Here is a 14,104-nt window from a genome sequence, read left to right as displayed (position 1 = left end):
AATCTTTAACTAGAATGAATTTAGAAAGGAAAATGTTATATGGGACAATTCTTCCCTTACGCATTCGAGAATAAAAGATATCATACATGGAATTATCATTTAAAAAATAAATTTGGACAAAAAATATTTAAAGTTGCAATTGATGGAGGATTTGATTGTCCAAATAGAGATGGTACCGTTGCACATGGTGGCTGTACATTTTGTTCAGCAGCTGGTAGCGGTGACTTTGCAGGTAATCGTGTAGATCCAATCGATGTACAATTTAAAGAAATAAAAGATAGAATGCATGAAAAATGGCACGATGGCCAATACATCGCCTACTTCCAAGCTTTTACAAATACACATGCACCCGTAGAGGTATTGCGTGAAAAATATGAAACTGCATTGAAAGAGCCTGGTGTAGTTGGTTTATCCATAGGTACACGTCCAGACTGTTTACCTGATGATGTAGTCGAGTATTTAGCAGAATTGAATGAACGTACTTATTTATGGGTTGAACTAGGTCTTCAAACAATACACCAAGAAACATCTGATTTAATCAATCGCGCACATGATATGAAAACTTATTATGAAGGTATTGCCAAACTACGCAAACATAATATAAACATTTGTACTCATATTATAAATGGTTTACCTGGTGAAGATTATAATATGATGATGGAAACTGCACGAGAAGTCGCTCAAATGGATGTACAAGGTATAAAAATACATTTACTTCACCTATTAAAAGGAACGCCAATGGTTAAGCAATATGATAAAGGCATGCTAGAATTTATGTCACAAGATGAATACACTAAATTAGTGTGTGATCAGTTAGAAATCATACCAAAAGAAATGATCGTTCATAGAATTACCGGTGATGGTCCAATCGATTTAATGGTAGGTCCTATGTGGAGTGTTAACAAATGGGAAGTTCTCAATGAAATTGATAATGAACTTGCTCACCGAGATTCATACCAAGGGAAATATTTTGAAAGCACAGTTAAGTCATGAAACTTGAACGCATTCTCCCTTTTGCTAGAACATTAATTCAACAACACGTATCAGATGACAGTATCGTGATCGATGCTACATGCGGTAACGGTAATGATACACATTTTCTTGCCCAACAAGTTCCTAACGGTAATGTCTATGCTTTTGATATACAAGATGAAGCTATTAAGCAGACACAACTTAAGATTCATGATTTTAACAATGTCACTATCGTTCAAGATAGCCATGCAAATATCCAATCATATATTCCAAATTATCAACAAGGTAAAATTGACGCAGCGATTTTTAACTTAGGTTATTTACCAAAAGGAGATAAATCCATTGTTACACAAGCCGAAAGTACAATTGCTGCCATAAATGCAATATTTAATATTTTATCCATAGAAGGCATCATTATTCTTGTTATTTATCATGGCCATGATGAAGGCAAATTGGAGCGAGATGCTATTCTAGATTATTTGGAACAATTCGATCAAAATAAAGCACATATTCTAAAATATCAATTTATCAATCAACAAAATAATCCACCATTTATTTGTGCGATAGAAAAAAGATAAATTCTATCATTTAGTTTTCCTAAAGCACACGCTTTAAAAATAAAAAAGCTGCCAATAAAAGTATTTAAACTTTGTTGGCAGCTTTTTTGTGTAAATTACACTGTAAAATTCATAATTCCTATAGATTTAAGATAGATTTAAGACTGTTTTGAATAGTAGATGAGTTAGAATCAATTTCTTCTTTAAAAAAGTTTAAAAGACTTTCCCTTTGATCTTTTAAATCTTCATTAAAATGGATAATAACTGTACGTTCGTCGTTTTGTGGTCTTTCTTTAATAATCCACGCTTTTTCAACTAAATCATTGTACGTACGTGTACGTTTGTATGATTTAATATGAACAAAATCATCCATTTCTTTTAAAGTCATTGACCCTTCTTTCCAAAGTGTCAAAAGGATTAAAATTTCTTCTTTTGACATTTTATATTGCTTTTGAACTTTGTCAAAAATATCCTCGATATCTTTCAACACAGATTCTAATTGCAAAACGCCATCCACTTTTTCAGTAAATGTCTTCCCCATAGTGTAATCCCCCAATCATAGTATAAAGTTTAAACATGTAAAATTAATTTCAAAAAAATCATCAATAACTGTAAAATAAATTCTACACTGAATAAATATTAGAATTTTTAATAAAATTAATCTTATATACAGTTTAAATTTAAACTATGAATTATGCAATTAAATGAGATATTTTATTTTGCATTTCTTTCAAAATACCAACAGAACGGGTAAATAAAGTTTTTTCTTCATCGTTTAACGGTATTTCAAAAACTTCTACCGCACCTTGTCTGTTAATTTTTGTAGGGACACCTATATAGACATCTTCTTGACCATATTCACCTTCTAAACGACTGGATACGGTAAGCACTACATTTTGATTATTTAAAATCGCTTTAGTTATATGCACTAATCCCATAGCAATGCCATAATATGTTGCACCTTTAGCTTGAATAATGTCATAGGCTGCATCTCGTGTATTAACAAATATTTCTTCTATTCTATGTTGTTTTTCAGGATCATCTATTAACAATTGGTATAATGGCTGTCCTGCAATATTTGCTTGTGACCAAACAGCTAGTTCAGAGTCTCCATGTTCCCCAATGATTTGTCCATGAACACTTCTATCAGAAACGCCAAATTCTTCAGCTAATTCATATTTGAATCGTGCCGTATCTAAAATCGTACCTGATCCAATTACTTTTTCTTTAGGTAATCCAGAAACTTGTTGCGTTACATAGGTAAGTACATCAACAGGGTTAGTGGCTACTAAGAAAATCCCATTAAATCCAGATGCCATAACTTCAGAAACAATCGATTTAAATATTTTTGTATTCTTTTCAATTAAATCTAATCTCGTTTCTCCTGGTTTTTGAGCTGCTCCAGCAGTAATCACCACTAAATCAGCATTGTGACATGCTTTATATGAACCAGCTTTAATTTTAACAGGTGAACCTCCATACGGTGCCGCATGGTTTAAGTCCATTACATCACCTTTCACTTTGTCTTCATCTAAATCTATAATAACGAGTTCATCTGCCACACCTTGAGCTACTAATGCAAATGCATAACTTGATCCAACTGCACCATCACCAATTAAAACAACTTTATTACTTTTTATATATTCCATCACAGAACGCTCCTCACATGAATATTAATAATTTATATTGTGATTTATTTCACAATATAAATATATCATTTCCTCCGAGCGTTTGCAATAGTTATTTGTGATTTATTTCACAAAAATATTAATTATAAGTTACAATAAAAATCAAATATAAAAAACGGTGAAATCATATCTTTTTAAAATTAGGATACAAATCCACCGCTTTTGCCACATACTGTATTATCATTGTATTCAGGTACTATGAAACTTCATTTTCATCATGTACTATAAATCCATTGTTACTTGCACTATTATTTAAAAACGCTAAAATATATCGCATGACTTCATCACGTTCAGGCTCGTTATGAATTTCATGATATAATCCTTCCCACGCTTTAAAATAAAGTTCTTCTGTCATTATTTTATCTTTTATTAAATCCATTGCGCTTATATCTGCAACTCTATCTTCTGTACCGTACATTAATAATAACGGCAATGATTTTACATCTTTTAAATGGTTGACTGTCTCTTTCATAATTTCAATAATCTGTTTATACCAGTAGTAAGTTACTTTATTTAACATCAATTGATCTTTATTCGTCTCTTCTATAACTTCTTCGTTTCTTGTTAAATCTTCAACTGTAATACCAACTTTAAATCGAGTATCTTTCGCAATTTTACCTATATTAGAAATAATTTTATCTTTTCTAGATTTATTACTTTTCTTAAATTCTAAAAGTGGTGAAAGCAACATCAGGCCTTCAATCGGCACTTCTGTTTTTTCTAATAAATTTAAGACAATCAAACCACCAAGACCTATACCTAGGACATAAGTTGGAATTTTATATTCATTTGCGATTCTAATCCATTCAAGTATATGCTCATGATATGCATCAAAATTATCAATTTGACCTTTATTTGAACGTGATGTTTGCCCTTGTCCTGGCAAATCGCCCATAATAACATGATATCCATTTCGGCGAAGCATCGTAATCACATATGCATATCTTCCAGTATGTTCAAGCATGTTATGTGCAATTACTACGACACCTTTTGCTTCATTTTCGGTTTCCCATTTCCACATAATCCATACTTCCCCTTCTACATTTAAATTCATTACGCTTATTGTATCAAAATACGCTATGCTTTTTCCATTTTAAACATATTAAATAAACATAAAACTAAATTTATTTCCCACAATAAATTTCTTATTTCTGTTCAATACATATCTCATGAGTGTATATTGAAATTTAAAGTGTAACATATTTTATTGTAAACGATTTCATTACTATTAGATTCATGCTACACTATTATTGAAACATAGCTATAAGCGGAATGGGAGGAATTAATATGCCAATTGTGAAAGATTTCTTTATCGGATTATCAAATAATTCGTTTTTAAATAAGACTGCCAAGGAAGTAGGACCCATGTTTGGGGCGAATAAAGTCGTTGCGGGTAATACGATTAAATACTTGATAGACACAATTGAACGTTTAAACAACAAGGGAATTACAGTGACTGTTGATTGTCTTGGAGAGTTTGTCGTAACTGAAGGTGAAGCTATCCAAGCTAAAGATCAAATTTTGGAAGTCATGTATGCCATTTATAATCATAGTTTAGCTGGACATATGTCTGTGAAATTAAGCCAACTAGGTTCAGAGTTTGATATAGATCTTGCTTACCGTAATTTACGAGAAATATTATTGAAAGCAAATGAATTTGATAATATGCATATTAATATCGATACTGAAAAGTATGATAGCTTGTTTGATATCACTCAAGTATTAGATCGATTAAAAGGTGAATTTAAAAATGTTGGTACAGTCATTCAAGCATATTTATATAAAGCCGATGCGCTCATAGATAAATATCCTGAACTAAGATTACGCATGGTTAAAGGTGCATATAAAGAAAATGAAGTTATCGCTTTTCAAACAAAAGAAGAAATCGACGAAAACTACATACGTTTAATTAAAAAAAGATTGTTAAGTGCTAAAAACGTTACTTCTATCGCTACACACGATGATAAAATCATTACACAAATCAAACAATTTATTAAAGATAATAAAATTGATAAAGATCGTTATGAATTTCAAATGTTATACGGCTTTCGCTCTGATTTAGCAGAACAAATTGCCGGCGAAGGCAACAATTTCTGCATTTATGTGCCATATGGAGATGATTGGTTCAGTTACTTTATGAGAAGATTAGCTGAAAGACCACAAAATTTGAATTTAATGTTTAAAGAATTGTTAAAACCAGATATATTGAAAAAAGTAGGCACTATTGCTGGCATATTTGCTGGCGTTGTAGCTACAGGTTCAATACTATATAGAGTACTTAAAAAATAATCAATTCAATGTTCAATATATAAATAATTATTTTAAAACAATTCACTTTTTAAACACTACATCTAAGTAATCATACGAGCACAAATTTTAAGTTCAATGATGTTTAAAAAGATTTACATATCCGAATTCTAATTTAGATAGTCATTGAATTTATTATAAAAACAAAGAACGCCAAAGCTGTCATGTCTTTGGCGTTCTACTAATTTAATATAATTGAAAAACGATACGATATTTAAAATTGATAAGCATTAGACAAGTTTAACTTTATATTTCTCTTAATAAATTAGCCATTTCTATCGCACTTACTGCTGCTTCTGCACCTTTATTACCTGCTTTCGTACCTGCACGTTCTACTGCTTGTTCAATATTTTCTGTAGTTAAAATACCAAATATGACTGGCGTATCAGTAACATCATTCGCTTTTGAAACACCCTTGGCTACTTCGTTACAAACGTAATCGTAATGAGACGTTGATCCTCTAATAACACAACCTAGAGTGATAACTGCATCATAATCATTTTTCTTAGCTAATTTTTTAGCTACTAAAGGAATTTCAAATGCTCCTGGTACGTATGCTACATCGATATTAGCTTCCGGTACTTCATGTCTAATTAATGTATCTTTTGCACCATCTAATAATCGATTAGTAATAAAATCATTAAATCTACTTACAACAATCGCTACTTTTAAATCTGAACCTACTAATTTACCTTCAAAATTCATTGTTCATTACCTCCTATATTAAGTGACCCATTTTTTCTTTTTTTGTATCCATATAATCCTGATTGTATGCATTGGTTGGTACGATGAGTTCAATTCTCTTCGCAATATGAATGCCATATGATTCTAAACTTTCAAATTTTTTCGGATTATTACTTAATAAATTTACACTGTCCACACCAAAATATTTTAATATTTGGGCAGCATTTTGATAATCTCTTAAATCTTCTTCAAATCCTAATGCAATATTTGCAGAAACTGTATCATAACCCTGTTCGATTAATTCGTAAGCTTTCAACTTATTAATTAAGCCTATGCCTCTACCCTCTTGAGGAAGATACAGTATCATGCCACCATGCTCTGCTATATATTTCATCGATGCTGCTAATTGTTCACCACAATCACATCGTTGACTATGAAAAATGTCGCCAGTTAAACATGCTGAATGGATTCGAACATTTTCAGTTTTATTAATGTCGCCATTAGCGATAACAACAATATCTTCTTCGCTATTATCTGTAGTAAAGCCATACATATCAAAGTTACCGTATTCTGTTGGCATCTTAACTTTTGCTTTTGCATCTAGTTTAGAAATTGAAGATTTTCGATACTTTTCTAAGTCTTCAATAGAAATCATAACTAAACCATGCGTTTCTTTAAATGCTTCTAATGACGCTCCTTTTGCCATTGTCCCATCTTCATCCATAATTTCACAAATTAATGCTGCTGGTTTAGCGCCAGTTAATTTAGCTAAATCCACAGACGCTTCAGTATGACCACGTCTTGATAGCACACCATTATCTTGTGCAATTAAAGGGAATAAATGACCCGGTTTATTAAAATCAGATCCAGTAGCTTGCTCATCGATCAATGCTCTCGCTGTCATTGTTCTTTCGTCTGCACTAATGCCAGTTGTTGTTTGTATGTGATCAACACTTACCGTAAACTGTGTGCCATAAACATCAGAATTATGCGTGACCATAGGATTTAGATCCAACTTTTCAGCAATTGCATTACTGATTGGTGCACAAATTAATCCTTTACCATAGGTCGCCATAAAATTAACAGTGTTGTCATTCATCCATTCCGTAACAGCTACTAAGTCACCTTCATTTTCTCTATTTTCATCATCTACGACTATGATACTTTCACCTTTTTTTAGTGCTTGCAACGCTGTATCGATACTATCTAATTGCATATGAGCCCTCCTTAAAATCCAAATGCTTTAAGTTTATCTGAAGTTAATTTAGCATTATCATTTTCAATAATTTTTTCAACGTATTTAAATAACATATCCGTTTCTAAATGAACTGGATCACCAACACGCTTTTGATTTAATATCGTTGATTTTCTTGTCTCAGGAATGAGATGTATATCGAAATCTGATTGCTTTAATTGAAATATCGTTAAACTCACACCATCAACTGTAATTGAACCTTGACTAACCATTTGTTTTATCAATGACGTTGACGGTTGTATTGTTACAATTTTAGAATTATCCGATGACTGAATGCGTTTAATTTTCGCTACTTCATCTACATGACCAAGTACAAAATGTCCACCAAATCGACCTTGACCACTCATTGCTCTTTCTAAATTCACTTCAGAAGATTGACTTAATTGATTTAAATACGTTTTATTTTCTGTACCTTTTATAACTTGTACTGAAAAAGTGTGATTATCAAATTCTATTACTGTTAAACATGCTCCGTTAACACTGATTGAATCACCAATATGCATGTCAGTTAAAATCGTTTGACATTCAATTTTCAAGTTAACTACAGACTGTTGTGTTGATATTTTTTTAATTGTACCTATTTCTTCAACAATTCCAGTAAACATGTTTAATCACTTCTTTCGTAATTCTAATTTAAGATTTTGCTCAAGCATTTGTGAATCAACAATTTCAAACTGTGGGACTTCTGACAAATCGATGATTTTATCCGTATGGAAAAATTGATATTTGCCTGAACCACCAATTATTTTCGGGGCATAATATATAATTAGTTTATTTGTATAATTGGATTGAAGAAATTCAGAAGTAACTGTGGGACCTGCTTCTACTAACAATCTGCCTATACCTTTTTCATATAAATTTTTCATAATATTTTCTACTGAACAATTTGTAAGTTGAATAATTTCAACATGTTCAATGTCCGTTACTAAAGCTTCATTTTGTGTATAAATCCAAATCGGCGTATTCGTATTTTTAAAAATGTCTAAATTAAAATCTATGTTACCGTTTTGGGCTAGTATCACTTTAATTGGGTTTTTACCCTCTTCAATTCGAGTCGTATATTGTGGATTATCTGCATTTAACGTGCCACTACCAGTTAGTACCGCATCGTGATGATGTCTTAATTTAAAAACATCTTTTTTCACAAGTTTATTGGTAATCCATTTACTTTCACCAGTATCTGTCGCTTGTTTGCCATCTAAACTACAAGAAACCTTTACTGTTACCATTGGTACAGATTGTCGTTTTGTAATAAAGAAATCTTTATATAAGTTTTCAGCATCAGGTTGATGTCGAAATTCAACATCTATCCCTGCTTCTTGTAAAATACTGTCACCATTGGAAGGTAATGTAGTATCTTTAACTGCATAAACAACACGATTAATGCCTGCCTCAATAATTTTATTGACGCAAGGTGGTGTAGAACCAAAGTGTGTACAGGGTTCTAATGAAATATAAATGGTTCCACCTTTCGCATTGTCTTTTGCCATATCTAGCGCCTGCACTTCTGCATGTTTGTCACCTTTTTTTAAGTGTGCACCTATACCTACGATACGTCCTCGATTCACTACTACTGCACCAACTGGAGGGTTTAAACCTGTTTGTCCCTCAACCATTTGTGCAAGTTGTATAGCATAGTTTAAATATTGACTCATCTCATCACCTCTAAATAATAAAAAAAACACCTGAAATGAACATTTCAGGTGTGGGATCTATTGATATAACATTATTAGCAAAAATTAGACACACTTATACATAAATTTTAAATTTATGGTATGCCAAATAAACACTTAAAAAGTGTTGTTTTGTTATACTTCATTCTTTCTCCCATCCAGACTTTACTGTCGGCTCTAGAATCTCACTAGATCAGCCACATTTATACACATAAATGCAGGTCGCAGGCTTAATTTACTGCCGGTTGGGAATTTCACCCTGCCCCGAAAGAATATCTATGAAATTGTTAATTGATGATTGAGTCATGTAACTGAAACTTAGTTACAAAATCATCGTACTACATTTTTTGAGAAATGACAATTCTTATTGCCTAAGTCGGCTTTATTTTTCTGATAATTAATACAATTACATGGAGAAATGAGTCAAAAAACGAACTATTTAAAGCGTCTAATCCCATTTATTAAATAATACGTTAAACGCTCACAGATGTTTAAAGCAACAAACCATTAGTGATACTTTAAATCATTTATTTGATTCAAATAAATGATTTATTACACTTACCGCTTGCCTTACAATCATCATGACGCCATTTCTCGATTGATTAATACCATTTGTTAACTGACCTAATGCATACATATTTTTAAGCGTGCCATACCTTGGACTTATAATTTGATTTGTTTCAGCTACAATTTGTATACCACCAAGTGGATGCGCTTGTACTACTTGTCTATTTTCTAAATTCAACACAAGTTGATCATCACTATCAAGATCTGAAAGTTGTGTTTTCGAACCTGTCGCATTAATGACTACATCACTATTTTCTACCGAACCGTCTTGAAATTCTAATTGAAATCTATGTTGACTATGTTTAACAGATTCTAAGCCCTTCTCAATTTTAATTAAGCCATTATTAATGTGTTCAATGAGTAATTGTGCAGTCTGTGGAGGCATTGGATTAGAATTTTCTTTTAAAATACCATGATAATTTGATAAAAAATGTTTTTGGTCAGTACGACTCAAACTATTCCATATCCAATTTAAATTTTCTTTGGCAAGCTCAAGTATACTTTGGAATTTACCTAACTCCTCTGCATGTTCTAAATCGTAAGTTAAATCTATAATCGGATCATTTGTTCTTCGATGCACAAGTGTTTCTACCGGAATTTCATAATGTGCACAGTCTTTCATAAATAACCGCATTGCCTCATCTAATGGCACATTTCCAAAATGTTTCTCTTTAATTTCATTAAAATTTTCAGGAGTTAAATATTTAAATTCAATATCAGGCATCTCACCTCTAACACTCGGTAAGTGACCCTTACGACTTGTAACCATAATTGGTAAATTAGGATGATGCGCTGTTACATAGCGAATCACATCAAGACTTGCTAGTCCAGTACCAATAATAGAAATTCTATCTGTATCTTTAACATTATCTAACGTATTATATGTAGGATACGGTGTTTGTATATATCCTTTCGTGCCTTTCAATTTGTATGGATCATGATAAGACAACGTGCCTATAGCTAAGAATACTACATCATACTGCTTTCGATTTTCTATATTATTTGCAGTACAAACATTATATTGTATATCTGTTTGACCTATATCTGAGTCAATAAAGACTTCAGAAACTTCTTCACAAATTTGGTGAATATTATCATACTGATTGATAAATTGTTGCAAATAATCTTTCATATAATGTCCAAAAATAAACCTCGGCAAATACTTCGGATTTGAAAACTTAAATGTTGATTGATTTTCATACCATTCATAAAATTCCCGTTCATTTTCTAAATTCAATGACATCTCTTCGGCAGGTAAATTAATTAATAATTGGTCACTATCGTTTTGAAACGGCACACCTTGCCCCATGTTTTTAGGGTTATCATATACATCGATAGCTAATTCAGAAAAACGTTCCTGTTTGACTAATTCCTTTAGCAAACTCACACCTGCCGTACCCATTCCTATGATTGCAATCCTCATAGTTCACATCCTAACTAAACTTATTTAAGCTTTATTATACCAATGATTTATCTTACTTTACACATTAATGGTTTACAGTTGTTTCATCCGTTAAGTTATAATGTTTTATTAAATATGTTATTCTAAATATATTGAGAAATTTATTTTTTTGTATTTTAAATAAGGAGTATAATAATGAAATTTTTAAAACGATTTGTCATTTTGGTTTTATTTAGCACAATTTTTTTAGCAAGTTGTGAATTACCTGGCCTTGGTGGTGGACAATCAAAAAGCACTGTAAGAATATCTGCATTAGCCACAAGTGAATCCCAGATTATGGCCTATATGTTAAAAGAGTTAATGGAGCACGATACTGATGGGAAAGTAAAAGGATCAATCATTAATAATTTAGGTTCCGCAACCATTCAACATAATGCATTAATGAATGGTGATGCTGATGTATCAAGCACACGATATACTGGTACTGATTTAGTAGGTGCACTTGAACAGAAACCAATCACCGATTCTACCAAAGCTATGCATGTTACAAAAAAATTATTTAATCAAAAATTTGATCAAACGTTTTTTAATTCATATGGTTTTGAAAACACGTTTGCCTTTATGGTCACAAAAGAAACAGCCAAAAAATACAACTTACATACTGTTTCAGATTTAGAAAAAGTAAAAGACAAAGTAAATGTTGGCACAGATACCACGTGGATTAAACGCGGTGGCGACGGTTATGCCCCATTCCAAGAACATTACGGTTTTGCTTTCAATTCTATAAAACCTATGCAAATCGGACTTGTTTATGATGCATTAAAAAACCAAAAACTAGATGTTGCACTTGGCTATACTACAGATGGTAGAATTGCAGCATACGATTTAGTGGTTCTCAAAGACGATAAAAACTTCTTTCCGCCTTATGATGCCAGTGCAGTAGCGCCAAATAAACTTTTAGCTCAACAACCAGAACTAAAAAAAGCAATAAAAAAATTAGAAGGTCAAATCAGTACAGAACAAATGCAAAAATTAAATTATGAAGCTGATGGTCAAGGTAAAGAACCTGCCATTGTTGCGAAAGAATTTTTAAAACAACATCATTATTTTGATAAAAAATAGTATTGATTTCTACCTCTATATGCTTTGTTATTTTCAATTCACCTATTATCTTAGGTACATTCAAATATGAATTAGGAAGTGAAATAATGAAATTTATATTCAAAGTTTTCATATCTGCTTTGTTATTGTTTTTGCTTATTGGACAAAAAAATAAAGCACAGTAAAACACAAACGCATCTAAAAAGAGCCTAAGACATCTATTTATGATATGCTCCCTTCAAAGTAGACATTTAAAAAATGAAAACTTTGAAGGGAGTTTTTCTATGTCTAAAAAAATCGTTGATCTTGATTTATTAGAATTGATTTTTGCTAAATATGAAAATGGTATGAGTTTCGAAAATATTGTAGATGTAGTTGATATTGATATCTCTCCAGGCCATCTCCGATACACGTACAACAAATATTTAACCAACGGTATACAATCTTTTATACGCAATTCACAAAATAATAAGTATACACTTCAATTTAAAAAGAATGTGGTTCAAGAGTATTTGAATGGTGGCATATCATATAAAAATTTAGCCATTAAATATAATATTTCTGCTCATGAAACTGTACGTAGATGGGTAAATCGTTATACTGGAAGAAAAGAGAATATCAATTCTTCTCCTAAAAATGAGGTGTATACGATGAAGGGTAAAAAAACAACATTCCAAGAACGTCTTAAAATTGTAGAATACTATTTAGATAATGAAATTAATTATAAAGACTGTGCTGAAAAATACGGTATCAGTTATGGTCAATTGTACCAATGGGTACAAAATATAAAGTACATGGCCGCGATGGCCTTCAAGATGGTCGAGGCAAAGGCAAACCTAAATCTATATTAACACCAGAAGAACAGAAAGAAGCTGAAATTCAAGCTCTAAAAGATCGGAATAAAATACTAGAAATGGAAAATAAAGTACTAAAAAAATATCAAGAAATAGAAAGAGAGATGATAAACCAAAAAACAAGCAAATCGTCGCATACGAAACGATTGAAACGCTAAAAAATGAATTTCCTATTAAGCATTTATGCCAAATTTTAAAGATTTCCCGTGCAAGTTTTTATAAATGGTTACATCGTAATCCCACACAAAAAGAAATTGAAAACCAAGTATTGTTAGAAGAAATAAAACATATTTATAAAAAATATAAAGGTATTTATGGATATAGGAGGATTTATATTTATATTCGCCTATATTTACAGAAAGAAGTAAACCATAAACGTGTTTATCGGTTGATGAATCAACTGAATTTAAAAGCAGTTATTCGCCGAAAACGTAAGCGCTATAAACCTAGCAACCCACAAACCATAGCCGAAAACGAATTAAATCGTAAATTTCAAGAAAGTAAGGCTAATAAAAAATGGCTAACAGATGTAACTGAATTACAACTTAAAATTGGAAATAAAATATATCTTAGTGCGATATATGATTTGGGATCAGGTAAAATTGTAAGTCATGTATTAGGAAGCTCAAATAACAATCAACTCGTATTTGAAACATTTGATAAGGCAGTTAATACTGTAACTGATACCGAAGGTATTATATTTCATAGCGATCGTGGTTTTCAGTATACATCCAGATTATTTAAAAATAAGTTAAATCAACATAATATGATACAAAGTATGTCTCGAGTTGGAAGCTGCATTGATAATGGACCTATGGAAGGTGTTTGGGGAATTATTAAATCTGAAATTTATAGGGGTTATAAAAACTTTAAATTTGAAACTATAGAACAAGCGTTTCAAGTTATCAATGAGTATATAACATTCTTTAATAATGAAAGAATTACATTAAAAATGGCTAATCTCGTATAAACCGAGATTAACCGATAATTTAATTATTTATTTGTCTACTTGACGGGGTGCAATTCATTATGTCTTAGGCTCTT

At 31.5% G+C, this 14,104-nt stretch carries 12 protein-coding genes, 1 pseudogene and 1 riboswitch; of the genes and pseudogenes, 5 read left to right on the top strand and 8 right to left on the bottom strand.

All coding sequences use genetic code 11. The features are described 5' to 3' along the window. Positions 1-39: 39 nt before the first annotated feature. Positions 40-993 carry a TIGR01212 family radical SAM protein gene (locus tag SSP_RS05155; protein WP_011302855.1) on the top strand — a complete coding sequence of 318 codons (954 nt, stop codon included), beginning with the start codon at positions 40-42 and terminating at the stop codon, positions 991-993. Beyond that, on the top strand, positions 990-1,550 hold the full coding sequence (locus tag SSP_RS05150) for a tRNA (mnm(5)s(2)U34)-methyltransferase (protein WP_011302854.1): 561 nt from the start codon (positions 990-992) through the stop codon (positions 1,548-1,550). Before SSP_RS05155 ends, SSP_RS05150 begins: the two co-directional genes overlap by 4 nt. Before the next feature lie 118 nt (positions 1,551-1,668). Here SSP_RS05150 and SSP_RS05145 read toward each other — a convergent pair whose 3' ends face one another. From SSP_RS05145 to SSP_RS05135, 3 genes are all read right to left on the bottom strand, one after another. Further along, complete coding sequence (locus SSP_RS05145) at positions 1,669-2,070, bottom strand: transcriptional regulator, SarA/Rot family (RefSeq protein WP_002482982.1); 402 nt, start codon at positions 2,068-2,070, stop codon at positions 1,669-1,671. Between the two features lie 151 nt (positions 2,071-2,221). After that, entirely contained in the window at positions 2,222-3,178 is a 957-nt protein-coding gene (locus SSP_RS05140; RefSeq protein WP_011302853.1) for an L-lactate dehydrogenase, read from the bottom strand. Between the two features lie 235 nt (positions 3,179-3,413). Continuing rightward, the gene (locus SSP_RS05135) at positions 3,414-4,238 is read right to left on the bottom strand and encodes an alpha/beta fold hydrolase (protein WP_011302852.1); all 825 of its coding nucleotides are present in this window, start codon (positions 4,236-4,238) and stop codon (positions 3,414-3,416) included. A 266-nt stretch (positions 4,239-4,504) separates the two neighbouring features. On the opposite strand from SSP_RS05135, the gene SSP_RS05130 reads away from it, so the two are divergent. Beyond that, positions 4,505-5,506 (top strand): proline dehydrogenase family protein, encoded by a 1,002-nt coding sequence (locus SSP_RS05130; protein ID WP_011302851.1) that lies wholly within the window; start codon positions 4,505-4,507, stop codon positions 5,504-5,506. Positions 5,507-5,770: 264 nt separating this feature from the next. On the opposite strand, the gene ribE (SSP_RS05125) is transcribed toward SSP_RS05130, so the two are convergent. The 5 genes from ribE (SSP_RS05125) to SSP_RS05105 form a co-directional block, all read right to left on the bottom strand. Continuing rightward, entirely contained in the window at positions 5,771-6,229 is a 459-nt protein-coding gene (ribE, locus tag SSP_RS05125) for a 6,7-dimethyl-8-ribityllumazine synthase (protein WP_002482978.1), read from the bottom strand. Positions 6,230-6,242: 13 nt separating this feature from the next. Further along, complete coding sequence (ribB, locus tag SSP_RS05120) at positions 6,243-7,424, bottom strand: 3,4-dihydroxy-2-butanone-4-phosphate synthase (RefSeq protein ID WP_011302850.1); 1,182 nt, start codon at positions 7,422-7,424, stop codon at positions 6,243-6,245. Between the two features lie 11 nt (positions 7,425-7,435). Continuing rightward, on the bottom strand, positions 7,436-8,068 hold the full coding sequence (gene ribE, locus SSP_RS05115) for a riboflavin synthase (protein WP_011302849.1): 633 nt from the start codon (positions 8,066-8,068) through the stop codon (positions 7,436-7,438). 6 nt (positions 8,069-8,074) lie between these two features. Then, positions 8,075-9,118 carry a bifunctional diaminohydroxyphosphoribosylaminopyrimidine deaminase/5-amino-6-(5-phosphoribosylamino)uracil reductase RibD gene (ribD, locus tag SSP_RS05110; protein WP_011302848.1) on the bottom strand — a complete coding sequence of 348 codons (1,044 nt, stop codon included), beginning with the start codon at positions 9,116-9,118 and terminating at the stop codon, positions 8,075-8,077. Positions 9,119-9,278: 160 nt separating this feature from the next. Further along, positions 9,279-9,412, bottom strand: a riboswitch (FMN riboswitch). A 247-nt stretch (positions 9,413-9,659) separates the two neighbouring features. Continuing rightward, positions 9,660-11,126, bottom strand: coding sequence for an FAD/NAD(P)-binding protein (locus tag SSP_RS05105; RefSeq protein WP_011302847.1), 1,467 nt, complete (start codon positions 11,124-11,126; stop codon positions 9,660-9,662). A gap of 174 nt (positions 11,127-11,300) precedes the next feature. Between SSP_RS05105 and SSP_RS05100 the strand changes: the two genes are divergently transcribed. Beyond that, positions 11,301-12,227 carry an osmoprotectant ABC transporter substrate-binding protein gene (locus tag SSP_RS05100; RefSeq protein WP_011302846.1) on the top strand — a complete coding sequence of 309 codons (927 nt, stop codon included), beginning with the start codon at positions 11,301-11,303 and terminating at the stop codon, positions 12,225-12,227. Between the two features lie 237 nt (positions 12,228-12,464). Continuing rightward, positions 12,465-14,030, top strand: a pseudogene (locus SSP_RS12770) (IS3 family transposase). The last annotated feature ends 74 nt before the right edge of the window (positions 14,031-14,104 follow it).

Source organism: Staphylococcus saprophyticus subsp. saprophyticus ATCC 15305 = NCTC 7292 (assembly GCF_000010125.1).
GTDB lineage: Bacteria > Bacillota > Bacilli > Staphylococcales > Staphylococcaceae > Staphylococcus > Staphylococcus saprophyticus.
The sequence above is the reverse complement of the archived record's forward strand: the minus strand, read 5'-3'. Positions and strand labels throughout refer to the sequence as shown.

What these genes read in the sequence shown, in the direction of transcription:
- SSP_RS05155 (WP_011302855.1), top strand. Translation starts at nt 40, where the DNA reads ATGGGACAATTCTTCCCTTACGCATTCGAGAATAAAAGATATCATACA.
- SSP_RS05150 (WP_011302854.1), top strand. Translation starts at nt 990, where the DNA reads ATGAAACTTGAACGCATTCTCCCTTTTGCTAGAACATTAATTCAACAA.
- SSP_RS05145 (WP_002482982.1), bottom strand. Translation starts at nt 2,070, where the DNA reads ATGGGGAAGACATTTACTGAAAAAGTGGATGGCGTTTTGCAATTAGAA.
- SSP_RS05140 (WP_011302853.1), bottom strand. Translation starts at nt 3,178, where the DNA reads ATGGAATATATAAAAAGTAATAAAGTTGTTTTAATTGGTGATGGTGCA.
- SSP_RS05135 (WP_011302852.1), bottom strand. Translation starts at nt 4,238, where the DNA reads ATGTGGAAATGGGAAACCGAAAATGAAGCAAAAGGTGTCGTAGTAATT.
- SSP_RS05130 (WP_011302851.1), top strand. Translation starts at nt 4,505, where the DNA reads ATGCCAATTGTGAAAGATTTCTTTATCGGATTATCAAATAATTCGTTT.
- ribE (WP_002482978.1), bottom strand. Translation starts at nt 6,229, where the DNA reads ATGAATTTTGAAGGTAAATTAGTAGGTTCAGATTTAAAAGTAGCGATT.
- ribB (WP_011302850.1), bottom strand. Translation starts at nt 7,424, where the DNA reads ATGCAATTAGATAGTATCGATACAGCGTTGCAAGCACTAAAAAAAGGT.
- ribE (WP_011302849.1), bottom strand. Translation starts at nt 8,068, where the DNA reads ATGTTTACTGGAATTGTTGAAGAAATAGGTACAATTAAAAAAATATCA.
- ribD (WP_011302848.1), bottom strand. Translation starts at nt 9,118, where the DNA reads ATGAGTCAATATTTAAACTATGCTATACAACTTGCACAAATGGTTGAG.
- SSP_RS05105 (WP_011302847.1), bottom strand. Translation starts at nt 11,126, where the DNA reads ATGAGGATTGCAATCATAGGAATGGGTACGGCAGGTGTGAGTTTGCTA.
- SSP_RS05100 (WP_011302846.1), top strand. Translation starts at nt 11,301, where the DNA reads ATGAAATTTTTAAAACGATTTGTCATTTTGGTTTTATTTAGCACAATT.